Genomic DNA, 25,556 nt, shown 5'->3' on the forward strand with positions numbered 1-25,556 from the left:
GAACATGAACTATGAAACGATTATCGGCCTTGAGGTCCATGTGGAATTAAAAACACAATCCAAAATATTTTCTTCAAGTCCAAACCAATTTGGCGCCGAACCAAACTCCAACACGAGTGTCGTCGAGCTTGGCTATCCCGGTGTGCTTCCAGTACTAAACAAGCAAGCCGTAGAATATGCGATGAAAGCAGCAATGGCATTGAATTGTGAGGTTGCCACCGATACGAAATTTGACCGCAAAAATTATTTCTATCCGGACAACCCAAAAGCCTACCAGATTTCCCAATTCGATAAACCGATTGGGGAAAATGGCTGGATTGACATTGAAGTAAACGGAGAGAAGAAACGCATTGGAATTACCCGCCTTCATCTTGAAGAGGATGCTGGTAAGCTAATGCACACTGGTGATGGCTACTCGCTTGTCGATTATAACCGTCAAGGAACGCCATTAGTAGAGATTGTTTCTGAACCTGATATCCGCACTCCAGAAGAGGCGTATGCCTATTTGGAAAAACTGAAATCCATCATTCAGTACACCGGCGTCTCGGATTGTAAAATGGAAGAGGGCTCGTTGCGCTGTGATGCCAATATCTCCTTGCGACCAGTTGGTCAAAAGGAATTTGGTACAAAAACGGAGCTGAAAAACCTAAACTCCTTTAACTTTGTCCAAAAGGGCTTAGAGCATGAGGTTGTTCGTCAGGAAGAGGTACTTTGCGCAGGAGGAGAAATCCAACAGGAAACCCGTCGCTATGATGAAGCAACGAAAAAGACGATTTTAATGCGTGTTAAAGAGGGCTCGGATGACTATCGTTACTTTCCAGAGCCAGACCTTGTAGCTCTTCACATTGATGACGAGTGGAAGCAGCGTGTTCGCGCGTCCATTCCGGTTCTGCCTGATGCCAGAAAAGCACGCTATATCGAGGAGCTAGGCTTGCCAGCATATGACGCTCAGGTACTGACAATTTCAAAAGAAATGTCCGATTTCTTCGAAGCGACGGTTGCTGCTGGTGCCGATGCCAAGCTTGCTTCCAACTGGCTCATGGGTGATGTGTCTGCCTATTTGAATGCCGAGGGCAAAGAACTAGACGACACTGCTTTGGCACCTGAAGGACTAGCCGGCATGATCAAGCTCCTTGAAAAAGGGACTATTTCGTCTAAAATTGCGAAAAAAGTGTTCAAGGAACTCATCGAAAACGGCGGGGATGCGGAAGCGATTGTCAAAGAGAAGGGACTTGTCCAAATCTCTGACGAAGGTGCACTGCGGAAAATGGTCGTGGAAGCACTGGATGCCAACCCGAAATCTGTTCAGGACTATAAAGAAGGTACTGAACGCGCCATTGGTTTCCTTGTCGGACAAATTATGAAAGCTTCTAAGGGCCAGGCAAACCCGCAAATGGTGAATAAGATATTGATTGAGGAAATGAATAAAAGATAATGTGTGTAAGTGAGTTGTGAACCCCTATTGACCGAGCTGAATGCTTGGTTGGTGGGGGTTTTGTGTTTGGAATGGGTGAAGAGATTTTATATGGTGCATGGGCGTTTTGTAAACGATGTTGTTGCGGAGTTTGTCGGATGGTGTCGAATGGCCTTTATCTGCCTGGACTTGGACAGAAAAACGAAATAGTGGCTCAATTAATTGAAAAGCGGACAAATTATTTAAAAAGTGGCTTAATTATTCGAAAAGTGGACAAATTATCAGATTGGTAGCAGGGAAAACTTGCTAAAAAGCATAGTCACACCACCCCAGGACTCCATTTTCCCCCTGCAAATCATCTTCCACAAAAAAAGAGAGCCATTATAGCTCTCTCCCTCCCATATCACACCTAAAACTCCCGCACATCGCCCAAATATTCCTCCAAAGTGAGCCCCTGCGCGTAAATTTCACCCGCAATCTCCACCCCAACATACCGAAAATGCCATGGTTCAAACCCATACCCTGTAATCGACGTTTTCCCCTTAGGGTAACGGAGGATAAATCCATACTCATGGGCATTTTCTGCAAGCCATTTTCCCTCTGCAGTACCCGCAAACTTTTCCACAAGCTCCAAACCGACACTTTTTGCAGTGATGTCCATGGCAAGGCCGGTTTGGTGCTCGCTCGTGCCTGGAAAGGCGACATACAACACAGCCTGCTCGTAGCCGTAAGTAGCAATTTCATTTTCAAAAATGGCCGCTTGTGTTTCATAAGAACGGAAGCCAGAGCGGGCATAGAGCTCTAAGCCCTCATCCTTTGCTCCTTTAAACATCTGCTCTAACGCAGCAGCAGCCTCTGCCCGTAATTTGGAGCGGTCACTATTTTCATTTCCAAAAGAAAAGGGAACATTAGGCTTCGTCAAATCGCTCGGGCGGTGACCTTCTGGAAGCGACCAAAACTTATTCACCATCACATTAATGGCATTTGGGTTTGCCACAACCGGGATGGCTTCCGGTTCCTCAGGCACAGGATCGGACGGTGCTTCCGGCTCCGCGGGCTCCTCTGCTTCGCCCTCACCCACACCGCCAGAATCCTCATCATCCGTTTCAGGTGGCTCCTCTGCTTCTGCCTTTGCTAAAAATTCCTCCCATGCTGCTTCATTAATATCAGAATAGATAGGAATGGCTGTTTTCAAGGAATGCTCCTTGCCAACAAGCTCCTCTTGAGGTACGTTACCGCAGCCAGCCAGCACTCCAGCACTCACCACACCAATGATACCTATTTTTATTTTCTGCAATGGAATTCTCCTTTTATCAAAATTGCATGCTACACTCAGTTTACACTTTTTCCCTTTGTGGAAGGGTGTTTTCAAAATCTTTTTCTATTAAATAAATTTAAAATCTAGCAATGAACGTTGCTGTCATGTATTTTTTACGCGTGAAACATTCCGTAATGTAGCAAGTATTAGGCCTTTAAGATTGGATAAAGTCTAAAAGTTTTTAGAAAAGAGCCTTGTTGAAAAAGATAGAAAAATAGAATAATTTTTTGAAACTTTTTGAAGCAATGGTACGTAAATAATAGCGGAAGGAAGTTGAGAGAAGGACCTCTTCATTCACACCTCCTTTAATTTATCTAAATGAAAGGAGACGATGGCCATATGACTTTGTTTGGGATGGATATGCAGGCACTTTATTTCTGGTGTCTTCTAATCTTTGGCGGATTAACATTGATTTATATTTTACTTTCGGATGTAGTGGATGGCATTTTCGATGTTACACCTATTGATCCAGCGCTAATCTTTTCTTTTTTTACGGTGTTTGGAGCATCAGGGTTTTTGTTTGAGAAGTTCTCTGCCCTTTCCGGATGGCTGGTGTTAATCATTGCGACAATCCTATCGTTGTTATTAGTCATCCTGCTGCACATCTTTGTGTTTGTGCCAATTAGGTCGGCTGATGCTTCACTTGGTTACACAGATGATGACTTAAAAGGTAAACTAGCAAAGGTCATTATTTCCATCCCAAAGGACGGATTTGGCGAAGTGGTCTTAAGTATCGGAGGCAGCACAGTTTCCAGATCAGCGCAGAGCTTTGACAATGAGGATATTGCGTATGACACGGAGGTCCTGATTATCGATGTCCAAACCGGAGTAGTTTCTGTTACACCGTATGAAAAAGTACTAGAAAGTTATAACAAATAGGGGGTTAAACGTATGGGAATGGGTATGGAAATGCTTATCATCATCGGTGCCGTTGTTGCACTCATTTTTGCACTAATTGTGGTATTCGTTGCGCGCTACAAAACGGTTGGACCAGATGAAGCATTAATTATTACCGGTAGCTATCTCGGTGGAAAGAATGTTCACACAGATGAAGCCGGAAACAAGATTAAAATTGTTCGTGGGGGCGGTGCATTCATCGTACCGGTTTTCCAGCAATCGGAGCCATTAAGCTTATTATCTATTAAACTTGATGTGAAAACTCCGGAAGTATACACAGAGCAGGGTGTTCCTGTGATGGCAGATGGAACAGCCATCATTAAAATTGGCAACTCCATTGGCGATATCGCTACAGCTGCTGAGCAGTTCTTAGGAAAAAGAAAAGAGGACCTTGAGAACGAGGCTCGTGAAGTACTAGAGGGTCATCTTCGTTCTATCCTTGGATCGATGACAGTAGAAGAAATCTATAAAAATCGTGAAAAGTTCTCACAAGAAGTGCAGCGTGTGGCTTCTCAAGACTTGGCAAAAATGGGACTTGTCATTGTGTCCTTCACGATTCGTGATATTCGTGACAGCAACGGTTACTTAGAATCCCTTGGTAAGCCTCGTATTGCGCAAGTAAAGCGTGATGCAGACATTGCCACTGCAGAAGCGGATAAAGAAACACGTATTAAGCGTGCCGAAGCGGCAAAAGATGCCCAACGCGCAGAGCTTGAGCGTGCAACAGAAATCGCGGAAGCGGAAAAAACAAATCAGATGAAGGTGGCGGAATACCGTCGCGAGCAAGATATTGCAAAAGCACGTGCGGACCAGGCTTATCACCTCGAGGAAGCACGAGCGAAGCAGGAAGTTACCGAGCAGCAAATGCAAATTCAAATCATCGAGCGTCAAAAGCAAATTGAGCTTGAGGAAAAAGAGATCCTTCGTCGTGAGCGTCAATACGACTCTGAAGTGAAGAAAAAAGCCGATGCGGACCGTTATTCTGTCGAGCAGGCAGCTGCTGCTGATAAGGCAAAGCAAATGGCAGAAGCAGATGCTCATAAATATCGTATTGAAGCAATGGCAAAAGCGGAAGCCGAAAAGGTTCGTATCGATGGTCTTGCGATTGCTGACGCCCAAAGAGCACAAGGGGAATCAGAAGCAGAAGTAATCCGTCTGAAGGGTCTTGCAGAAGCAGAAGCGAAGGAAAAGATCGCCGAAGCATTCGAGCAGTTCGGTCAAGCGGCTATTCTCGACATGATTATCAAAATGCTTCCTGAGTATGCGAAGCAGGTGGCAGCTCCACTTGGAAACATTGATAAGATTACCGTTGTGGACACTGGCAGCAGCGGGGAAAACGGCGGAGCGAACAAGGTTTCAGGCTACGCAACGAACCTAATGTCTACACTTCAGGAGTCCCTGAAGGCATCTTCTGGCATTGATGTAAAAGAATTGATTGAAAACTTCTCTGGCAAAGCGAACGTGCGAAATAGTATCGACAGCCTGACAAACGAAATCGCAACGAAAAAAAGAGAAGAGAAGAAAAACGAAGAAGAATAATTACGTGCCCTAAAAACACCTGCCCCTAACAGCGAAGCTTGACCTTGTTGGGGGCTTTTCACTTTTTTCTAACTATAGATAAATCCCAATAAATGTCTAAATTTTCGTTTTAATTGCATAATCTGTAGGGAATAGGCTAATATGTTATCAGTAGTGCGAAAAACTACCTTTGGAAAAAAATGGACAAGAATGAAAGAGCTTTTTTATATAGATAAAAGAGGGTTAAGTTAACTATAAGAAGTTTAGGATGATGGGTATGAAACGAGCTAGGGTGATATATAATCCGACGTCCGGGCGTGAGTTGTTTAAAAAGAACTTGCCGGAAGTGTTGGTTCGCTTAGAAAAAGCAGGATATGAAACCTCCTGCCATGCTACAACTGGACATGGAGATGCAACAGAAGCAGCACGACTTGCTGTGGAACGCAGGTATGATCTTGTCATTGCAGCTGGGGGAGACGGTACCATAAATGAAGTAGTGAATGGGATTGCAGAACAGGAGTACAGACCATTGCTTGGTGTCATTCCAGTTGGGACCACCAATGATTTTGCACGAGCATTAGACCTTCCAAGAGATGATTTATTAGGATGTGTCGATGTTATTACAACAGGTGTTCCAATGCCTGTTGATATCGGGAAAGCAAACGAGCAATATTTCATGAATATAGCCGGTGGCGGTAAAATGACGGAGCTATCCTATGAAGTGCCAAGCAAGTTAAAAACCGTACTTGGCCAGCTTGCCTACTATTTAAAGGGCATGGAAATGCTGCCGTCCATCCGACCGACCAATGTAACGATAGAGTATGATGGAAAGATATTTGAAGGGGAAATCATGCTGTTTTTAGTGTCACTATCAAACTCTGTTGGTGGCTTTGAAAAGCTAGCACCAGACTCCTGCATGAACGATGGAATGTTTGACATGATCATCTTGAAAAAGGCAAACATTGCGGACTTTGTCAGAATCGCCACTCTTGCCTTGCGCGGCGACCACGTCAAAGATCCACACGTCATCTACACAAAAGCAAACCGAGTCAAAGTGCACACCCAAGAAAAAATGCAACTCAACCTTGACGGGGAATACGGCGGCCTTCTACCAGGCGAATTCGTCAACCTCTACCGTCACCTACAAGTCATGGTCACCGAACCACGCAAACAAAAAGAAATGGCCAAATGTGAATAAGAGACAGGGGGGACGGTTCTGACGGTTCATTCAGGATTTCGAATGAACCAGGAGAACCGTCCCCTTTTCAATTCATATAGCAGCGGAGCTTTCCGCTGTTTTTTTATGCTGATTTTTTTAATGCTAAATATACGCGATATCCATCTGAAGGCATTCCGCCATACGGTCGCCACCATTTTGGGTAGCGAAAGGGAATGATGGTACATAAAAATAAATAAGAATTGTAGATGAATACTCCAGTTAGGATACGGTCAAGCTGCTCGGAAGTAACATATTGCTTAAACATGATGGTGAGTAGCAAAACAAGGAGAGTTGCAAGTGGACCTGCGAGGGAATTGATAACCCTTTGTGTCTTAGTCGGATCAGACTCTCTATCTCCTAACGCACAATACCCATAAAATGCCCACATAATATGAAAATGCATTCTTCCGATTTGGAAATTTTCATGGTTGTTTTCCGTTGGTCCAAGATACACTCGCGTATGCATTTTCGAGAATAAGACAACCGCCAAACCATGTCCAATCTCATGAATCAACACGGATACCGGAATAATAACTAAAAACAACAAGAGATAAAACATAAAGTAAAATTCCATCCTTCTCCCACCCCCTGTAGGTACATACGACTAAAATCAGGATTGGTTCCCAATAAATGGACATATTTCGCATTATTCAAAAGGAGCGGATGAACCATCCCTTCCTTTCCTTAAATATGGTAAAATAAAGATAACGATAAAGAGTGGGGGCTGGCAAGATGGGTAGGATTGCTTTTCTTATCATTTCAATTGCACTATTAGCTGGATGCAACATGGAAACGAAGGCTTCTGAGCCAACGCTTCAGATTTCATCGATGTCCGTCGGATTAGGTGGAAATGAGGATGAAACCGTACAATATGTCCGTTACTCCATGGTTCTTACATACAATGAAAGCTTAAAAATTAAAGAGGATACCCTAGAGCCCTTAGTTGCTGGGTGGATTGAAGAAAGAATGATAGATCATGAGGTGGAAACAGCAGAAAAACTGAGCAAAGATCAAATTAAACTAGAAGGAAAAGTAACCTTTGACCCCACAGGCCTTACAAAACGAGATATCATCACCTTTGAACAAATAGAAGACACCATTCAAGGCGTTATCTTTGAAACAACAACAGGGGAAAACTACCAAGGAGTCTACATCAACGAAGAAACCAAACTCCAAAGAATTGGAGACTGATTCATGGTTATATCAATAAAGCACGCCTTTCTTTATGGGAGGCGTGCTTTTGTTACTCCATTATCCATCTTATTAAAAACAATGTTAATAAAAATGTGATAACTATCTAGGATTATATTAGAATAAATAGAAATATATGCTAAATTTAAAATAGCGTTTTCTTCTAACCATTTTAAATGAAGGTTTAAATGGAAGTGATTTTCCATATTTATATGATATAGGAGTAACGCAGCAAATTATATATATAGGGAGGATAGGTAGGTTATGAGAAAAAAGCTTATCTTAATATTGCTATTATTACCTATTACTTATGGTGGCATTTATATATTTAATAGTCTCTCTGCAGATAAAGAAATATTTATTGATGGGAAGACAATTCCTTATGAAAATTTTGATGAAATGGAGAATGAGACACAACTTGTGGTAATTGGAAAAAAAATAAAAACAAATGAGACAATTATCAGTAAGGATCCAGAATTAGGCAGGATTATAGATGCTTATAGTATTGCAGATTTTAAGATTAGTAGAGTGATTAATAATAAAACGAATAATGATTTAAAAGATAGCGATGTAATAAAGGTGCTTGAACTAAGTGGCTCTTATAAAGATGCGTTTGGAGTTACAACCACGTTTCAATATGAGGATTATCAAGCCATAGAGGATAACAGAAATTATATTCTTTATTTAGATGAGAGTAGGTCCGATCCAGGAGTATACATTATCGGAGCAGTCAATTATGGAAAAATACCTTTAGATACTGAGAAGAAAGCTACACTTTTGGATAAAAAGGAAAACTATATTAACGAGAAGGTTAAAAGGATCCATAATCAAGCTAAAGAAAAATACAGAGAAGAAATTAACAATTTAAAATAGTAATAAATGAAAACCCTACAATAAGCTTCAATTTTTATTCTCCTTTAGGGGATGTTTTTTTTTGTATGAAAATATCTCCATTTAGCCAGACGACTCACAAGGATCATTCTCCCTTGCGAATAAACCACGAGAACCGTCCCCACATTTTTGTCAAAAAAATAGTTGACAATTCATATGAGTATGGTAGGATTATTTTTAATATTAATTGATTTTGAAAACTTCGAAAACTACAAACGCTTATCTAGAGCGGCTGAGGGACTGGCCCGTTGAAGCCCGGCAACCTGCGAAAAGCAAGGTGCCAATTCCAGCAGAATGGATATCCATTTTGGAAGATAAGGTGAGGATGATGAACCGCGCCTTTTCCAGTTGGAAGAGGCGTTTTTTCAATTGAAGCGAAAAGGAATGCAACACAAAAAAGGAGGCGGGCCTTATGAAACAAACCGAGTGGGAGGATGTCGTGTCCCATTTAGAACGAATGCTTCAATCCGTGAAATTTGGATCCATCACCCTTGTTGTACAGGATGGAAAGGTCATTCAAATTGAAAAAAACGAGAAGGTTCGCCTTCCTAAAAACAAATAGCGCTGACTAGACAAACTAGAGGCGGTCTTTTTACATGGCACAAGCTTGCATGTAAAAGGACTGCCTTTTTTTCATTGTTAGAAAGGAGCATAAAACGGCATGAGCAACGCTATTACCTATGAAACTTGGAAAGAAACCACATTGCCAGACTTTCCCGATAACAGCAGTACAAAAGGAGCAAAGGAGGTGCTGGAGTGGGCATTTACCACCTACAAAGAGAACGAGTTAATCTACGCTTCCAGCTTCGGGGCAGAGGCAATCGTTCTCATCGATCTTCTATCTCAGGTGAGGAAGGACGCCAATATTGTTTTCCTGGATACGGACCTTCATTTTCCAGAGACATATGAAGTAATCCAAAAGGTTGAAGCTCGTTACCCTGAGTTGCAAATTGAAAAGCGAAAGCCGGCACTGACCTTAGAGGAACAAGCGGCAAAACATGGAACGGCTCTTTGGAAACGGGAGCCATCCTTATGCTGCCAAATCAGAAAAGTCGAGCCACTGCATCAAGCATTAACTCCCAAAAAGGCATGGATTTCTGGTCTGCGCCGGGAGCAATCGCCGACGAGGGCACATACAAACTACTTAAACAAGGACGATAAATTTCAAAACATCAAAATTTGTCCGCTCATTCATTGGACATGGGACGAAACTTGGGAGTATATCCGATCGCATGATCTTCCTTACAACTCCCTTCACGATCAGGGCTACCCAAGCATTGGCTGTTTTCCCTGTACCCAGGCCGTCAGCGGCAACTCTGATTCTCGCGCAGGTCGCTGGGCAGGAAGCGGAAAAACCGAATGCGGCCTCCACACGAATTAATACGGCCCAAACAGTAAAGGAGGAACCAGCATGTTAATCACCATAGCCGTCATCGTTGGATTATTTTTCGCCATGAATATTGGAGCGAGCGGTGCGGCGGCGTCCATGGGAATCGCCTATGGATCTGGAGTTGTAACAAGAAACCGGGCATTATTGCTATGCGGAATTGCTGTCTTTTTGGGTGCATGGCTTGGTGGAGGGGAAGTGGTGAAAACGATGGGAAGCGGAATTGTACCGCAAAGTACCTTCTCTGTCGCCATTGCCCTAATTGTGATTGCATCCGCCGCCCTTTCGTTATTTTTAGCAAACATCTTCGGCATTCCGCTTTCCACAAGTGAGGTAACCGTTGGGGCAGTTGTAGGAGCGGGAATTGTTTATCAATCGGTTTTCGCCGGAAAGCTTGCGTGGATTGTATCCTTTTGGCTGTTGACCCCGGTGCTGGCATTTTTCATCGCAATTGCGGCAACAGCCTTTCTAAAAATAAGAACAATCGATCACTGGGTAAAATCTTCCCGTGCCGTTCCGATTTTAAGCGTGCTGGTCGTATTGATGGGGGGATTTGAGGCTTTTTCCGCTGGCATGAACAATGTTGCAAATGCAGTCGGCCCGCTTGTTGGCGCAGGCATTATGAGTACAGACCAGGGCATTCTCTGGGGAGGTTTATTTGTAGCAGTTGGTGCGCTACTGCTCGGCCAGCGCGTCCTCGAAACGAATGGCAAAAAAATTACAAAGCTGCGCCTAGAAGAAGGCTGCGTTATTTCTGGAACAGGAGCTGGAATCGTTACCGCAGCCTCCGTGTTTGGCATTCCGGTGCCACTCACACAAATCACCACCTCGTCCATTATTGGTATTGGCTTTGTCAAGGAGGGGCGAAGCGTTTTGAAAAAAGACATTGTGGTCCAGCTGCTCGTGGTGTGGGTCGTCTCCCCGGTGCTATCGATGGTGCTTTCCTATACGCTGATTCAGCTTTTAATAGAGCGTAATGTCTACCCAGTAATCGCCATGGTTGGCGTACTGATCTCGGTTTTCGGTGTGAGGTATTTGATGCTCCGTCCTTCCACCCAGCCAAAAATAAAGATGGACACCCATTCTTGACCAAGGCAACATCAAAATTTTATAAAAAGCGAGGTAATGAAAACATGACACTACCAAACCCACACGGCGGCACCCTTGTGCAGGCGTATCAACCAAACTATGACACTACGAAACTCAAAAATGAAATCGAGCTGGACGCCATTGCCCTAAGTGATCTTGAACTGATCGGCGTGGGTCTATTCAGCCCACTTACAGGATTCCTAAACGAAAGAGACTACAATCACGTTGTCGAAAATCTGAGACTTGAAGACGGAACTGTATGGTCCATTCCCGTCACGTTACCCGTCACAACAGAGGTTGCGGCAACTCTCGTAAAAGGAGAAACCTACAAGCTAATCTATGAAAAAGAAATCTATGGCGTCATCACGGTGTCGGAATGGTTTGAACCTGACCTCAGAAAAGAAGCGAGGGAAGTCTATAAAACAGAAGATCAACAGCATCCAGGGGTCAAACGACTTTTCCAACGCGGCGATGTTTATGTGGCAGGAGACATTACTCTAATAAAAAAGCCCCACAAGGGACCAGCGGAGGATGTGTGGCTAGAGCCAAAACAAACTCGTGAGCTATTTACCCAAAAGGGCTGGAAAACCGTGGTTGGCTTTCAAACCCGAAATCCCGTGCACCGCGCACATGAATACATTCAAAAAGCAGCCCTTGAAACGGTGGACGGACTTTTTCTAAATCCACTGGTCGGGGAAACCAAATCAGATGATATTCCAGCAGATGTTCGGTTGAAAAGCTACCGAGTACTTCTAGAAAATTACTATCCAACAGAAAGAGTGCAGCTTGCGGTGTATCCGGCAGCGATGCGCTATGCAGGGCCAAGAGAAGCTATTTTTCATGCGATTGCTAGAAAAAATTTCGGCTGCACGCACTTCATTGTTGGGCGTGATCACGCAGGAGTGGGGGACTACTACGGTACCTATGATGCACAGCATATCTTCCGTCATTTTACAGAGGAGGAACTTGGCATCAAGCCATTATTTTTCGAGCATAGCTTCTATTGCAAAAAATGTGAGGGGATGGCTTCAGATAAAACGTGCCCACATGAGAAGGAAGACAGAGTTATTTTATCTGGTACAAAGGTTAGGGAACTATTGCGGGCAGGAGAGCTGCCACCTTCCACCTTTAGCAGAAAAGAAGTGGTAGAAGTGCTAATACAAGGGCTAAAAGAACAAAATCAAGCCGTGATATAAGGAGGACAATCAGACATGACAAAAGCAACAAATATCACCTGGCATGAGCAAACCATCACGAAGGAAGAGCGGCGTGCACAAAACGGGCATGGGAGCTGTGTGCTCTGGTTTACGGGACTGTCTGGTTCTGGAAAATCCACGATTGCCAATGCAGTGTCTGCACAACTATTTCGCCATAGCATTAATGAGTATGTCTTGGATGGCGACAATATCCGTCACGGACTTAACAAGGATTTAGGATTTTCAGATAAGGACCGCAACGAAAACATCCGCCGTATTGGCGAGGTTGCGAAGCTGTTTGTTGACAGCGGTAAAATTGTCACCACTGCCTTTATTTCCCCCTTTAGAGCGGAAAGAGAGCAGGTGCGAAAGCTTTTTGCAGCAGGGGAATTTATTGAGGTTTACATCGACTGTCCTCTAGATGAATGCGAAAAACGAGACCCAAAGAAGCTTTATGAAAAAGCAAGACGTGGGGAAATCAAGGAGTTTACCGGAATCAGCTCGCCTTATGAACATCCAGAACACCCGGAAATCACCATTTTATCGGAGCAGCTGTCGGTTGAAGAAGCAGTAAACCAAATCCTACAGTACTTGCGAAATCAAAAAGTAATCTAAAGGAGGACTCCCACATGGCATATGTCAAACACTGGGCAGATAACGAAAAGCTGAATAAAACGGAAAAGGCAAAGCTTGAAAAGGATGGTCTTAGGATTTTAGAGGATATCCCGCACTACGCGAAAAACGGCTTTGCTTCTATCCCAAAGGAGCAATGGGACCTCTTTAAATGGGCAGGGCTATATCTTCAACGACCAAAAGAGGACGGCTATTTCATGATGAGGGTGAATGTGCCATCAGGAATTCTCACAAAACCACAGATTGAAGCACTTGCCGGCATTGCTCGTGATTACGGTCGTGGCGTGTTTGATATTACCACACGGCAGGCCATTCAATTTCACTGGCTAGAAATTGAACAGATTCCAGATATTTTTGACCGTCTTGAAGCGGTGGGGCTTTCCAGTGCCGGTGCATGCGGGGACATTACACGTACGATTGTAGGTAATCCGATTGCCGGACTTGATCCCGATGAGCTGTTTGACACCAGCACCATCGTCCAAGAAGTGTATGATTTTTTCCAAAAGAATGAAGACTTTTCAAATTTGCCAAGAAAATACAAAATGTCGATCAGCGCCAATAAGAAAAATGCCTCAAACGCAGAAATTAACTGTGTGTCGTTTACACCAGCAACTAAGGTGATAGACGGCAAGGAAACACACGGCTTTCACTTGAAGGTGGGAGGCGGTTTATCAGCTAGACCGTTCCTTGCAGAAACCATCGATGTGTTTGTGGAGCCAGAAAGAACACTGGAGGTCGCGATTGCAGTTACGACGATTTTCCGTGATTTTGGATATCGTGAAAAGCGCCATCTTGCCCGTTTGAAATTTTTGATTGCTGATTGGGGGGCCGAAAAGTTCAAGGAGAAGCTGCTAGAGTACACAGGGCCACTCCCCTCCAAAGGAGAAGAGCCAAAGGATGAATGGAACGCGGGTTATTTTTACGGCATTCATGACCAAAAACAGGAGGGCTTGAAGTTCCTAGGCTTTAATGTACCCGTTGGACGACTTGATGCAGAAGAAGTGTTTGAGCTTGCGAGAATCTCAGAAACGTACGGAAACGGCGAGGTACGTACTTGTAATTCTCAGAATCTCATTATTCCAAACATCCCAGAAGAAAATGTCGAAGCACTTTTACAAGAAAAGATATTTGAGCGAATTTCCATTGACCCAAACAGCTTCATTGGCCACGCCGTTTCCTGCACGGGAATTGAATATTGCAATCTAGCCCTTGTGGAAACAAAGGAGCGGATGCGACTGATTGCAGAAGAGCTTGATCAACGTATCAGCCTGGATGTTCCGATTCGCACGCACATGGTCGGCTGCCCGAATTCGTGCGGACAAAGGCAGATTGGCGATATCGGCTTGCAAGGAATGAAAATGCGTAATGAGAAAAAAGAAATGGTAGAAGCTTATGAAATTTATGTCGGTGGCACGTTAAATAAAGGTGGCAAATTCAACGAAAAGCTCAAAGGGAAAATTGCTGCAGAGGAATTAACTGATGTACTAGAGGAGCTACTCATCTACTTCCGCGACCAGAAAACGAAAGGCGAATCCTTCTTTGATTTCGTCGGCAGAGTGGGCGTCACGAAGCTCCAACACGTACTTGATACTATTTTAGGAAAAGAATCCGATGGCGTATCTGTATAGATTTGACGTTACCTTAGAGGAGAAGGAAATCGTATCCGTTATTTTTGCTGAGAATGATGACGCGGCATTTTCCCAACTGGACGTGGAGCTCGAGAAGTTTTATCTAAAAGAACCAGAGATCAAGGAAGTTATTTTACGAGAGAAAAAACGGCTTGGTAAAAAGAGTGGCTATATTTTAGATCCTGAGGAGAAAGGGTGGTAGCACATGGTTGGAAAAGTATATCTCGTAGGAGCAGGACCTGGTGACCCGGATTTAATCACGGTGAAGGGCCTTCGCAGGTTGGAAAGTGCCGATGTGATTTTATACGACAGACTAGTAAATCCTGAGCTATTAAACTATGCCAAAAAGGATGCCCAGCTTGTGTATTGTGGCAAGCTGCCCCACTATCACACGATGAAGCAGGAAACGATTAATCGCTTTCTCGTAAAATATGCAAAAAAAGGACTGCAGGTGGTGCGCTTAAAGGGTGGCGATCCTTTTGTGTTCGGTCGCGGCGGGGAAGAGGCAGAAGAATGCGCCAAGCATGATGTTCCGTTTGAGGTCGTGCCTGGGATTACAGCTGGAATCGGGGCAGCCGCTTACGCCGGAATCCCGGTTACCCATCGCACCTTAAGTAAGAGCTTTGCCTTTGTCACTGGCCACCAGGCAGGCGACAAGGAAGCGGAGCACCAATGGGCAAACCTGGCGCAAGCGGTGGATACCATTTGTGTGTATATGGGCGTGTCGCAGCTACCCAATATCCTTCGTCACCTGCTCGAGCATGGCAAATCACCAAAAACCCCGATTGCCCTTGTCCACTGGGGTACCTTGAACGAACAGCGCACGGTTGTCGGCACCCTTGCCAACATTGAGCGAAAGGTAACAGAAGCTAACATTTCCAATCCAAGCATGATTGTCATCGGTGAGGTCGTCAAGCTCCACGAAAAGCTCCATTGGTTTGAAGAGGAAATTGTCCCTCATCTGCCAGTGGTGCACGGGTAACGGTTATGAGCAAAGCAGTTTTATACATCGGACATGGCACCCGTTCAAAAAAAGGAGCAGAGGAAGCGAAGTCGTTTTTAGAGCAAGTGAAGCAGCGGGTGGATGTGCCTATTCAGGAAACGAGCTTTTTGGAATTATCCGAGCCGTTTATCCCGGAAGCCTTTGAACGCTGCGTGATGCAAGGTGCAACGGAAATCACCATCGTCCCGATCTTTCTTTTAACAGCAGGACATATGAAGGAGGATATTCCTGCGGCACTTGCCCCACTTCGTGAAAAATACCCCCAGGTGGAAGTGAGTATGACAGAAGCCTTTGGGGTGCAGGAGCGGATTGTGTCGGCGCTTGCGGAGCTTGTAAAAGATAGTACTGGTGGAATACAGAGCACAGACTCTTTGCTGCTGGTTGGCAGAGGAAGCAGTGACATTTCCATCCACCAGGCGTTTGATGAGATTAGAGCAGGGTTGGTGCGAGAGTTTCATATCTCTCGAGTGGAGGTGTGCTATCTAGCAGCTACCACACCGTTATTCTCAGAAGGAATTCAGGAGATTAGTAAAGATGCAGAGGGTAGAGTAATTGTCGTGCCGTATCTGTTGTTCGCTGGTTTGTTACTTAATGAAGTCAGTGCAGAGGTGCGAAAGCGCAGGCGAGACGGCCAGGATATTTTACTTGTGGAGCCCTTAAGTCGTCACAGGGTTATTCAGGACATCGTGGTGGAACATGCATCAGGAAGGGAGCTGGTTGGCAGTGCAGCCATTGATTATTGATTTGAGTGGAAAAAAGGTCGTTATTGCAGGTGGTGGTCGCATTGCTGCACGAAAAGCAAAGGTGCTGGATGCTGAAGGTGCTGTGATTACCTTTGTTGCGCCAGAGTTTTCAGAGGAGGTGTGGGAGCTCGCGGCGTTAAGGGGATATGGTTTAGTGAAGCGCGGAGCAGAGGTGTCTGATTTTGAACATGCGTTCCTTGCCATCCTTGCAACAAATAGTCGCGAGGTAAATGCAGCCCTTGTCCGCTCACTTTCGCCAACACAGCTCGTGTGTGTGGTCGACGAATCAGGAGAGGGCAACGTCACCTTCCCAGCAACCGTCCGCCGCGGCCACCTACAAATCGCCGTCACCTCCAACGGCTCCAGCCCCAAATTAACCCGCAAGCTCAAAAAAGAACTAGAAGCACAATTTGATTCTACTTGGATTTCCTACACGGCCTTCCTTGCAGCGTACAGGGAGGTGGTCAAAAAGCTCCCTCTTAGTGAGGAAGAAAAAGGGGAGATCCTATGGGAAGTACTAGATGAAAAATACAGAGTGGATGAGAGTGCCAGGGCAGAAAAATGGAAAGAGATCAGTAAAACAAAGGTTCCAATATAAACAAAACCCAGCCGTACTTGTCGGATTGTGCGGGTGGGTTTTTGTGTGGATTTTATCCAATGCTTACCATAATGAGGTATAATACAGGTGTATCTTCATTGGATTGGAGGCGAAGTCAGTTGGGAATCTACATTTATCGTAAACTATCTGCCACTTATATTAGTATATTGGTAATATCAATGATACTTGGATTTGGGTCTATTCGTGATGTCCAGCCACATGCTTATTCACAATACTTTTTGGGTTGGACCATTTTTTTTGGAATGTATGTCGCTTTGTTTGTGATTGTTTATGGAAATCTTATCTCTGTTGGCATAGAATACTTGTACTCAAAGCTGAACAAACCATTTCACATTTTTTATGTTCTTTTACATACTATTTTTGGTGCCTTGCCTGGTTTGTTCATAGAAGAGCCATTTATTCATCTTCTTACTATCGGAGGAGCAGTTACTGCTACCATCTATGCGCTTGTTGATCGGTGGATGCTTATTAGAGTAGCGAAAAACAAATCGGCCTGGCCCGTTCACCTCTTAGCGCCAGCAATTTTTGTTGCACTCTTTGGGTTTGCCTTTCTTCAAAACGAACCACTCCCGCCATTTACAGCCGAGCAAGCGGTGGCTCGTGCAACCGAGGGAACTGGAACTGACATCGAAAAATTCCCAAAAGAAATCGGAATTAATGAAGAAGTCCATGATAACACCTTGATTACGAGGGAAACCTCGGCCACACCTTATGAGGCGAAAAGGATACCTTTCTTGTTACATTCAAACAAACCACCAAAACAGGAAAAACGGAAAGAACATCTTCTTTAACCTATAAAGTAGACAGAAGCACCACCGTGCTTGTTGGTAATCAATGAACTAGGAGAATCGTCCACCTATTGACAATAATTACAACTCTCCTTTATAATCTTTTCAAATATGATAAGACGTTGATGAGGATTAGTAGAGTGAGTTCGACTAGAAAGAGAGGGCGCTGTGTGGTGAGAGGTGCCTATAGTTTGAGCATTTGAACCTGCCTCTTGAGTTCTGCATCGGAAATGGTGCAGCGGGTGGAGAGCCCCGTTACCAAACATTGAGAGTAAAGCCTTGCTTTGAATAAGGGTGGTACCGCCAGGAATGGTCCCTTATGTGAAGCGGGGCTTTTTTATATGGTTGAAAATGGGTTTGGCACGAACTCGGGGTCTTTTGGCATGAATTTGCCTCGTTTTGGCACGAACTTGGGGTCTTTTCGCATGAACTTGCCTTGTTTTGGCACGAACTTGGGGTCTTTTCGCATGAACTTGCCTCGTTTTGGCACGAACTCGGGGCGTTTCGGCACGAACTTTCCAAATTAACCTTTCAGCCACCTTGGATACATTCATTTTTGTTGTTCCAAAGGGAAACAGCAGCAAATTTTGATCAGTTAACACAAATTTTGCCTACTTTTACTAGCAAACATCCTCAATAAATTACACATTTTTATAAAAAAGGAGCACACCACCATGTCCAATAAAAAATTTGTAGAAAAAATTACTAGCATGGACGAAGACTTTGCCCAGTGGTACACAGATGTGGTCACAAAAGCAGAGCTCGTCGACTATTCGAGCGTCAGAGGGAGCATGATTATTCGCCCATACGGCTACGCACTGTGGGAAAACATCAAATCAGAACTGGATAAAAAAATCAAAGAAACTGGCCACGAAAATGTTTATATGCCACTTTTTATTCCAGAAAGCTTGCTTCAAAAAGAGAAGGACCATATCGAAGGTTTTGCTCCAGAAGTCGCCTGGGTCACACATGGTGGTGACGAAAAGCTGCAGGAACGTCTTGTTGTCCGCCCGACCTCGGAAGTTCTTTTTGGCGAGCACTACAAAAACATCATCCATTCTTACCGAGACCTACCAAAGCTTTACAACCAGTGGGCGAATGTCGTGCGGTGGGAAAAAACAACCCGGCCTTTCCTCCGCACCCTAGAGTTTCTTTGGCAGGAAGGGCACACTTGTCACGAAACGGACGAACAAGCACACGAAGAAACTGTGAAAATGCTAAATGTGTACGCGGACATCTGCGAAAACTATCTAGCCATTCCAGTCATAAAAGGGCAAAAAACCGAAAAAGAAAAGTTCGCTGGAGCAAAATATACCTATACGATTGAGAGCCTGATGCATGACGGAAAAGCGCTGCAATCAGCGACCTCTCATCATCTTGGAGACGGATTCGCCAAAGCATTTGGCATCCAATTTTTAAACCGAGAAGGAAAACAAGAATACGTTCAGCAAACCTCATGGGGATTTACGACCCGTATTATTGGCGCCATGATTATGGTACATGGCGATGACAGAGGACTAGTTGTACCGCCAAGAATTGCTCCAACGCAGGTCATGATTGTACCAATTGCGCAGCATAAGGCTGGCGTGCTTGATTTTACCTATGAACTAAAAGAAAAGCTTTCCGCTGCCTTCCGTGTTGGCATTGATGCGAGCGACAAAAAGCCTGGCTGGAAATTTAACGAATACGAAATGAAGGGAATTCCACTACGCCTCGAAGCTGGGCCGCGCGACATCGAACAACAACAGGTGGTGTTGGTCCGTCGTGACACAGGGGAGAAGGTTATCACCCCACTAGAAGGATTGGAAGCAACCATTCACGAGTTACTAGAAGACATCCAAACAAGTCTGCTGGAAAAAGCACGCGCACACCGCGAAACAAAAACAAGTACGGCAACTTCCTTTGAAGAGTTCAAGCATCAACTTGACAACAAAGCCGGCTTCATCAAAGCGATGTGGTGTGGCGAGCAAGCATGTGAAGAAAAAATAAAAGAAGAAACGAGCGCCACCTCGAGATGCATGCCTTTTGAACAGGAAGAGGTAGGAAAAACTTGTGTATGCTGCGGAAAAAATGCCAAGCATATGGTATATTGGGCAAAAGCGTACTAATTAAAGGAGAGACAACTGTGCAGCTAGAACAATTTATCGACCGCCGAAAAACACATTCCGTCAAATGGTATATCGAGGATCAGGATATCATCCCACTTTGTATTGCTGATATGGATTTCCAGGTTTCAGATGAGATTGTTAATGCTATTAGCCAAAAAGCTACTCATGGGATTTATGGATATAGTACTTTTTGCGCGAGGTATTACGATGCAGTAGAATACTGGTGGAAAACGCAGTACGATTGGGAGCTGAAGCAGGAGTGGATTTCGTTTAGTCCCGGAATTATTCCAGGGATGAATCTTTTGCTGAAAGCTCTCACCAAACCAGGAGATGCTGTTATCGTTCAGGACCCTGTGTACTATCCGTTTTTTTCTACTATTCAAACACAAGGTTGCACGATTTTACACAATTTCCTCCTCTATTCGGAGGACGGCTATAAAATGGACTTTGAGGATTTTGAGGAGAAAGCAGCGCAGCCAAATACGAAGGTGTTTATCCTCTGTAGTCCCCACAATCCGGTCGGAAGAGTGTGGACGAGTGAGGAGCTTAGGAAAATTGGCGAGATTTGTGAAAAGCATGGAGTGATTGTCATCTCAGACGAAATGCATGGCGATCTCACCTTTCCAGGGCACAAGCATATACCGTTTGCGAAGGTTCACCCTGACCATCTCGACTTTGCTATCACCTGCGCGGCACCAAGCAAAACGTTCAATATTGCCGGCATGCAAAGCTCTATTTTTATCATTCCAAATAAAGAAATCAAAGAGAAATATGAAACACTGCTCATTGGATTTGGGCTAATGCGACCCAATGCATTCGCGGTAGAAGGAACGATCGCCGCCTACTATAAAGGCTTGCCGTGGCTAGTGGAAGTGAAGAAGTACTTAAATGCTAACTTAGAGTATGTTTGCTCCTATTTGGAAGAGCATATTCCTAGCATAAAAGTAGTAAAACCAGAGGCTACTCATCTAATTTGGTTGGACTGTCGTGAACTAGAAATCCCACCAAACGAACTGCATGCCTTCTTTTTAGAAAAAGCGGGAGTCCGTCTGGATGAAGGAATGAAATTTGGTGGAGGCGGCCAGGGCTTTGAACGCATAAACATTGCCTGCCCACGCGAGGTGCTGACCGAAGCACTTCTTAGGATGAAAGCTGCTATTAAGGAGAGGGAGACCTGCTAACGTAAGTTTGTTAGCGGGTTTTTTCGTAGTGGAGGTGAGAATCTTCATTACCAACTCTAATTACCTAAATAGTGTGATAATATATATTTTGAGTCCTTAACCGCATACATATTGTCACCCGTCCCACGAGTCAAAAGGATATAAAGGGGTTTAACCAAAGTGGAAACCGTAAAACTAGCAACGAAATTAGCTAACAAGGTAAATGAAATAGACTTTTCAGGTGTTGTACATGTGGTGAATACTACTGGGATAATCCATTCCAGTGCACATGGTTTCTCCAATCGGGCAGAGTCCATTCCAAATAAGATGAACACGCGATTTGGAATTGCATCAGGCTGCAAGCTGTTTACAGCGATTGGTATATGCCAATTGGTGGAGAGTGGAAAGCTCTCGTTTCAATCAAAGTTGTGCAGTTTATTGGATTATTCTTTTCCTCATTTCGATAAAGAAGTGACGATCCACCATCTGCTGACTCATACATCGGGTATACCTGATTATTTTGACGAAGATGTAATGGATGATTTTGAAGAGCTTTGGGTGCAGAATCCAATGTATCGCATGAGAGAGCTAGCGAATTTTCTCCCAATGTTCCAGAATGATAATATGAAATGCAAGCCAGGTGAAAAATTTCACTACAATAATGCCGGCTTTATTTTATTGGGTTTGATTATTGAAAAGGTAGCGGAAGTTACTTTTACCGATTATGTGGAGGAGCATATTTTTGGTCCTTCAAAAATGACTGAATCCGGTTACTTCTCTTTTGATCGGTTACCTGGTAGAACAGCATTAGGTTATATCGACTATCAAGATGGCTCCTGGAAGACCAACAGCTACTCTATCCCGATAAAGGGTGGAGCTGATGGTGGAGCCTATGTTACTGCAGGGGACATGGAGAAACTTTGGCGAGCATTATTTAACGGAAAGCTCATGAGTAAAGAAATGGTGGCTAATATGCTGACGCCGAAAATCCAATCCGAAAACGAGAAAGATTGGTATGGCTACGGGATTTGGATTGAAAAAGAGAGTGACAAAATAGTGAAATACCATGTCATGGGCTATGACCCCGGAGTAAGCTTCGCATCAGGTTACTATCCAGCTTCAGAAACCATTGTCGTGATCCCTTCTAATAAGGAAAGTGGTCCCCATAAGCTGATGTACTTGATAGAAGCATTTATTTAAATAAGGAGTGAGGCATATCTGTTTGGTGCAGTTATGTCTTTCTTTGTTTAATTATCAAATTGGCGTATTGGTTGGTGGAATGCTTAGTGAAATGTGGGGAGTAAGGCCGTTGTACTTTCTGATAGGATTCATGATTTTTGGAGTCGCGATGGTGGGGTTGTTGCTTCCCTATTATAAGTTTATGGATGTAGAGATGGGGGAGAGGAGAGTTTCTTGACCCCGCCCTTTGGTTTACTGGCGTAACCCCAACCTAGGCGTTTGCATACACTATGTTGGGGTGAGAAAAATGAGAGTAAAGCATACAGATTCAGATGTTGCGTTAATGGCAAGAATGATGCGAGCCGAAGCCGAGGGAGAAGGCAAGCAAGGCATGCTCTATGTGGGCAATGTCATTGTTAATAGAGCGGTTGCAGATTGTTTAGATTTTAAAAAAGTACGAACGATTCCACAGGTTATCTATCAAGTGCAGGGCGGAAACTATTCTTTCGAAGCGGTACAAAAGGGGAACCTTTTTTACAACAGAGCAAGATCGGTAGAAAAAAAGTTAGCAAAAAGAAACTTAACATCTTGGAGGGAACACCCAGCCAAATACGCCCTCTGGTATTTCAATCCATACGCACCATGCCCACCAACGTGGTACGACCAACCCTTTGCGGGTCAATATAAAAATCACTGTTACTACGAACCAATAGCTGGCACCTGCGCAAGTGTGTATTCCGGTTAAAAAACTGGGGGACGGTTCTCCTTGTTCTTTCGCAAAGCGATTGAACTGTTAGAACCGTCCCCTTGTTTCATTTTAATTTTTCTAGAACTTCCGAGCTGAATTTTTTTAGTTTGGAGTCCGGAAGTGGGTGGAAGTTGTCAACGGCTGTTTGGGCTGCGGCGATTGCTTCTTCTTTTCTACCGAGCTCAGTCAAAATTAGTGCTTTGTAGGATTCTTTTAGATAAAAGTCGGATAAGTCAATGGGATGGTGAATGATGTCTGGCATCTGCACTTTCTCTATTGTTTCCATTGCTTCATGATAGCGCCCAAGATAATAAAGTGATTTTGCTTTTTCTAATAGAAACCATGGGTGAAAAAACTCCACCATTTCTGGATCGGCTAAGTTTTCCTCAATTTTCTCGAGCGCCTCTGCATAATCATGCTTTTCCTGAATTAGAGAAAAAATGTGGAACAGCTGGTAGGAATACCGCGCCATATTATCTTCTGCAAATTCACCGTATTGTTTTAATTTTTGCAGATAATAGTCTTTTTCGGTCACATTCCCCTCCATCAACGCGTGTGCTGCTGCAAGACGGTACATATCATCCATACGGTAGAAAATACGTTTGTCTTTTGAAAAGGCGAGCGCTTTTTCTGTGGTTTCCATTGCGGCCTTCACAGCTCCCACGGCATACAAGAAAATCGCCTCATGATAATCTAAATCAAGTCTTGCCAAAGGTTCTATGTAGTTGTGTTTTGCCTCAATTTCTTTTCGTTCCGCCTGAAAAATCTCGAGCGCTTTTTTGTAGTCGTGCTCCACAAATGCAATGCTCGATCTGAATATTCCAATCGATGCGCGGTTAGAGGAGATATTCATCTGATCAAACATATCCGCTGCTTTATTTATTAAGTCTTCCCAGCCAGGTTTATTATCTTGTTGCAACGCATAGCTGTAAATCTCCAAAAGCCGTGCACTCTCATAGCCGTGCGATAGTTTTCCAATATGCGGAGAAAGCAGTTCCACTAGCTGTCGGTATTTATTCGCTAACTCTGTAACAGGTGTGTTATAGAGTTTTTCTGCTGGCTCTAAAATCTCACGGAGTTCATCTGTACTGACTTCCCCGAGCAGGTCTGAAACCTCCACTTTTAGCTGTCCAGCAATGAATGCTAGGCTTTCCATCGAAGGTTTTGCCTTATTATTTTCAATCAAACTCAGCATCCCTTTCGAAAGCTCCCTTCCAGCCACCGCTTCTAAGGTCAGCTTCTTTTGTTTTCTTATTTTTCGAATACGGTCTCCAAGCATCTGAAAAAACCTCCCGCCTATTTTGTTTAATTATATTAAACTTTTGCTTGAAATGGAAGCATGTCCCATGATATGATTTGTTTAATTAAATTAAACTTTTAAAAAAGAGGTGCTATACCATGGAAGAAAGCTTAAAAATAAAAAGGGCAACGTATCATCTATATACCTTCATGATAAGTAAACTTATTTCCTCATTTGGCGCTCAGGTGTATGCCTTTGCGATTAGCTTCTACATTTTACAAACAACAGGATCTGCCACAAGTTTTGCCACCAATCTTATTTGTAACCTACTACCACGAACACTTGCCGGTCCATTTGCCGGAGCCATCACAGATAGGTATTCTCGGAAAAAAATCGTCATCATGGCACAAATTGCTACAACACTTGCGATTGTGGGACTACTCACCTATACACTAACATTCGGACTCTCCCTCATAGCCATCTACACCACGACCGTCATTTTGTCTTTAACATCCACCTTTTCAGCTATTGCATTTACATCATCCATCACAGGACTCATTGATCCAGGAAGAATTCAAAAGGCAATGTCTTTGAACCAAATGGCGTTTTCCTTTGCAACAATTGGAAGTCCAGCAGTTGGCGGTCTTCTATATGGAGTGGTGTCCATTCCGTATTTCCTTGGAACCTATATCATCTTGTCGGCTGTCGCCGTTGTTTTGGAATCGACGATGAACTTCCGCCTTTTTGCTGCACCTGCTAAGAAAAAGGAGGAGGGAGAAGCAAAAGAATCCCTGCTTCAAAGTATGAAAGCAGGATTAGGATACCTGCGACTCCAACCACTCGTCATGATTATGCTTTGGATCAGCTTGCTCATCAATTTCCTATTCGGAGCCTATGAAGTCGGCTATTCCTATATTTTAATAGAAAAACTGAAAATAGAATCACAGCATTTCGGCTTCACGCAAGGCGCATTTTCAGTAGGCATGCTCCTCATGTCGATTTATTTTTCCATGCGAAAAGAAGTAAAATACCCACTGCTAGTTTCAAAGAGGGGCGTCATCGCAATGGGAGTTATCCTGGGAGCCATCTCCATTCCACTTGTGCTGCCTATGAACTACTGGATGACATTCACCTTCTATATGGTAATCATGTTCAGTTTTGGATCCTTCATCATCATCGTCAACACACCAATCCAAGTGATGCTGCAAAAAACGATTGACGACGAATACAAAGGAAGAGTCTTCTCCACCATTGAAACCATGGCCATGGCTCTCATGCCACTAGGAATGGTCATCTTCGGCATCCTTTACGACATCTTCCCAGGCCAATGGATCCTACTCATCTCAGCTGGCTTGCTCATCATTACCATGCTCATCATGGCCCGCCCATCTGTCGTGAAAAAAGCACACCCAGAATGGAGACAGGGGGAAGGTTCTCGCGGTTCACTCGGATTTAGAAAAAAGCAAGGGCAAGGATCTGCAGCATCTTGAGGAAGTGGGCCAGTGGGACGGTTCTTGCGGTTTATTGGGGTAACAAGGAGGCAGGAGTTAGGATAAAATCAAGATTTTTAAAAATGGAGATACGTCT

General features: G+C 44.0%; 27 protein-coding genes, 1 riboswitch and 1 other annotated feature. Of the genes, 24 read left to right on the forward strand and 3 right to left on the reverse strand.

Going from position 1 to position 25,556, the window contains the following annotated elements; genetic code table 11:
* Positions 1-4 precede the first annotated feature (4 nt).
* Entirely contained in the window at positions 5-1,435 is a 1,431-nt protein-coding gene (gene gatB, locus FIU87_RS02210) for an Asp-tRNA(Asn)/Glu-tRNA(Gln) amidotransferase subunit GatB (protein WP_152443069.1), read from the forward strand.
* Positions 1,436-1,506: 71 nt separating this feature from the next.
* A complete protein-coding gene (locus FIU87_RS02215; RefSeq protein WP_216647532.1) occupies positions 1,507-1,707 on the forward strand; it encodes a hypothetical protein in 201 nt (66 codons plus the stop codon).
* Between the two features lie 116 nt (positions 1,708-1,823).
* Here FIU87_RS02215 and FIU87_RS02220 read toward each other — a convergent pair whose 3' ends face one another.
* Positions 1,824-2,711, reverse strand: coding sequence for a M15 family metallopeptidase (locus FIU87_RS02220; RefSeq protein ID WP_152443071.1), 888 nt, complete (start codon positions 2,709-2,711; stop codon positions 1,824-1,826).
* 339 nt (positions 2,712-3,050) lie between these two features.
* Here FIU87_RS02220 and FIU87_RS02225 point away from each other — a divergent pair, with 339 nt between their 5' ends.
* The 3 genes from FIU87_RS02225 (at position 3,051) to FIU87_RS02235 (ending at position 6,345) form a co-directional block, all read left to right on the forward strand.
* Positions 3,051-3,611 (forward strand): NfeD family membrane protein, encoded by a 561-nt coding sequence (locus FIU87_RS02225; RefSeq protein ID WP_253905488.1) that lies wholly within the window; start codon positions 3,051-3,053, stop codon positions 3,609-3,611.
* Between the two features lie 18 nt (positions 3,612-3,629).
* Positions 3,630-5,168 carry a flotillin lipid rafts scaffold protein FloT gene (locus FIU87_RS02230; protein ID WP_152446380.1) on the forward strand — a complete coding sequence of 513 codons (1,539 nt, stop codon included), beginning with the start codon at positions 3,630-3,632 and terminating at the stop codon, positions 5,166-5,168.
* Between the two features lie 256 nt (positions 5,169-5,424).
* Positions 5,425-6,345: a diacylglycerol kinase gene (locus FIU87_RS02235; RefSeq protein WP_152443073.1), complete on the forward strand. Its 921-nt coding sequence runs from the start codon at positions 5,425-5,427 to the stop codon at positions 6,343-6,345.
* A 103-nt stretch (positions 6,346-6,448) separates the two neighbouring features.
* On the opposite strand, the gene FIU87_RS02240 is transcribed toward FIU87_RS02235, so the two are convergent.
* Positions 6,449-6,940, reverse strand: coding sequence for a site-2 protease family protein (locus tag FIU87_RS02240; RefSeq protein WP_152443074.1), 492 nt, complete (start codon positions 6,938-6,940; stop codon positions 6,449-6,451).
* Between the two features lie 158 nt (positions 6,941-7,098).
* Between FIU87_RS02240 and FIU87_RS02245 the strand changes: the two genes are divergently transcribed.
* The 18 genes from FIU87_RS02245 to FIU87_RS02325 all read left to right on the forward strand — a co-directional run bounded on the left by FIU87_RS02245 (position 7,099) and on the right by FIU87_RS02325 (position 22,726).
* The gene (locus tag FIU87_RS02245) at positions 7,099-7,557 is read left to right on the forward strand and encodes a hypothetical protein (RefSeq protein WP_152443075.1); all 459 of its coding nucleotides are present in this window, start codon (positions 7,099-7,101) and stop codon (positions 7,555-7,557) included.
* A 264-nt stretch (positions 7,558-7,821) separates the two neighbouring features.
* The gene (locus tag FIU87_RS02250; RefSeq protein WP_152443076.1) at positions 7,822-8,430 is read left to right on the forward strand and encodes a hypothetical protein; all 609 of its coding nucleotides are present in this window, start codon (positions 7,822-7,824) and stop codon (positions 8,428-8,430) included.
* 234 nt (positions 8,431-8,664) lie between these two features.
* Positions 8,665-8,769: riboswitch (SAM riboswitch) on the forward strand.
* 91 nt (positions 8,770-8,860) lie between these two features.
* Positions 8,861-9,010, forward strand: coding sequence for a YezD family protein (locus tag FIU87_RS02255; protein ID WP_152443077.1), 150 nt, complete (start codon positions 8,861-8,863; stop codon positions 9,008-9,010).
* A gap of 99 nt (positions 9,011-9,109) precedes the next feature.
* Positions 9,110-9,829: a phosphoadenylyl-sulfate reductase gene (locus tag FIU87_RS02260; RefSeq protein WP_152443078.1), complete on the forward strand. Its 720-nt coding sequence runs from the start codon at positions 9,110-9,112 to the stop codon at positions 9,827-9,829.
* Positions 9,830-9,859: 30 nt separating this feature from the next.
* Complete coding sequence (locus FIU87_RS02265; RefSeq protein ID WP_152443079.1) at positions 9,860-10,924, forward strand: sulfate permease; 1,065 nt, start codon at positions 9,860-9,862, stop codon at positions 10,922-10,924.
* A 44-nt stretch (positions 10,925-10,968) separates the two neighbouring features.
* On the forward strand, positions 10,969-12,120 hold the full coding sequence (gene sat / locus FIU87_RS02270) for a sulfate adenylyltransferase (protein WP_152443080.1): 1,152 nt from the start codon (positions 10,969-10,971) through the stop codon (positions 12,118-12,120).
* Positions 12,121-12,135: 15 nt separating this feature from the next.
* Positions 12,136-12,735 carry an adenylyl-sulfate kinase gene (gene cysC / locus FIU87_RS02275; protein WP_152443081.1) on the forward strand — a complete coding sequence of 200 codons (600 nt, stop codon included), beginning with the start codon at positions 12,136-12,138 and terminating at the stop codon, positions 12,733-12,735.
* Between the two features lie 14 nt (positions 12,736-12,749).
* Positions 12,750-14,381, forward strand: coding sequence for a nitrite/sulfite reductase (locus FIU87_RS02280; protein WP_152443082.1), 1,632 nt, complete (start codon positions 12,750-12,752; stop codon positions 14,379-14,381).
* Positions 14,365-14,583, forward strand: coding sequence for a DUF3906 family protein (locus tag FIU87_RS02285; protein WP_152443083.1), 219 nt, complete (start codon positions 14,365-14,367; stop codon positions 14,581-14,583). Before FIU87_RS02280 ends, FIU87_RS02285 begins: the two co-directional genes overlap by 17 nt.
* A gap of 3 nt (positions 14,584-14,586) precedes the next feature.
* Positions 14,587-15,363 (forward strand): uroporphyrinogen-III C-methyltransferase, encoded by a 777-nt coding sequence (cobA, locus tag FIU87_RS02290; RefSeq protein ID WP_152443084.1) that lies wholly within the window; start codon positions 14,587-14,589, stop codon positions 15,361-15,363.
* A gap of 5 nt (positions 15,364-15,368) precedes the next feature.
* The gene (locus tag FIU87_RS02295) at positions 15,369-16,127 is read left to right on the forward strand and encodes a sirohydrochlorin chelatase (protein ID WP_152443085.1); all 759 of its coding nucleotides are present in this window, start codon (positions 15,369-15,371) and stop codon (positions 16,125-16,127) included.
* A complete protein-coding gene (locus tag FIU87_RS02300) occupies positions 16,108-16,725 on the forward strand; it encodes a precorrin-2 dehydrogenase/sirohydrochlorin ferrochelatase family protein (protein WP_152446381.1) in 618 nt (205 codons plus the stop codon). Before FIU87_RS02295 ends, FIU87_RS02300 begins: the two co-directional genes overlap by 20 nt.
* 119 nt (positions 16,726-16,844) lie before the next feature.
* On the forward strand, positions 16,845-17,537 hold the full coding sequence (locus FIU87_RS02305; RefSeq protein ID WP_152443086.1) for a hypothetical protein: 693 nt from the start codon (positions 16,845-16,847) through the stop codon (positions 17,535-17,537).
* 110 nt (positions 17,538-17,647) lie between these two features.
* Positions 17,648-17,855: a binding site (T-box leader), on the forward strand.
* Positions 17,856-18,208: 353 nt separating this feature from the next.
* Positions 18,209-19,642 carry a proline--tRNA ligase gene (proS, locus tag FIU87_RS02310; protein ID WP_152443087.1) on the forward strand — a complete coding sequence of 478 codons (1,434 nt, stop codon included), beginning with the start codon at positions 18,209-18,211 and terminating at the stop codon, positions 19,640-19,642.
* A gap of 17 nt (positions 19,643-19,659) precedes the next feature.
* Positions 19,660-20,823, forward strand: a complete 1,164-nt coding sequence (locus FIU87_RS02315) for a MalY/PatB family protein (RefSeq protein ID WP_152443088.1) — start codon at positions 19,660-19,662, stop codon at positions 20,821-20,823.
* Between the two features lie 159 nt (positions 20,824-20,982).
* Positions 20,983-22,002, forward strand: coding sequence for a serine hydrolase domain-containing protein (locus tag FIU87_RS02320; protein WP_152443089.1), 1,020 nt, complete (start codon positions 20,983-20,985; stop codon positions 22,000-22,002).
* Between the two features lie 43 nt (positions 22,003-22,045).
* On the forward strand, positions 22,046-22,219 hold the full coding sequence (locus FIU87_RS20865) for a hypothetical protein (RefSeq protein ID WP_216647534.1): 174 nt from the start codon (positions 22,046-22,048) through the stop codon (positions 22,217-22,219).
* A gap of 69 nt (positions 22,220-22,288) precedes the next feature.
* A complete protein-coding gene (locus FIU87_RS02325; protein ID WP_152443090.1) occupies positions 22,289-22,726 on the forward strand; it encodes a cell wall hydrolase in 438 nt (145 codons plus the stop codon).
* Positions 22,727-22,793: 67 nt separating this feature from the next.
* Here the strand turns inward: FIU87_RS02325 and FIU87_RS02330 are convergent, their stop codons facing one another.
* Positions 22,794-24,008, reverse strand: a complete 1,215-nt coding sequence (locus FIU87_RS02330; protein ID WP_152443091.1) for a helix-turn-helix domain-containing protein — start codon at positions 24,006-24,008, stop codon at positions 22,794-22,796.
* A 119-nt stretch (positions 24,009-24,127) separates the two neighbouring features.
* Between FIU87_RS02330 and FIU87_RS02335 the strand changes: the two genes are divergently transcribed.
* Positions 24,128-25,459, forward strand: a complete 1,332-nt coding sequence (locus FIU87_RS02335; protein ID WP_152443092.1) for an MFS transporter — start codon at positions 24,128-24,130, stop codon at positions 25,457-25,459.
* The last annotated feature ends 97 nt before the right edge of the window (positions 25,460-25,556 follow it).

The sequence above is a fragment of the Bacillus sp. THAF10 genome (assembly GCF_009363695.1).
In the GTDB taxonomy this organism is placed as follows: domain Bacteria; phylum Bacillota; class Bacilli; order Bacillales; family Bacillaceae_I; genus Sutcliffiella_A.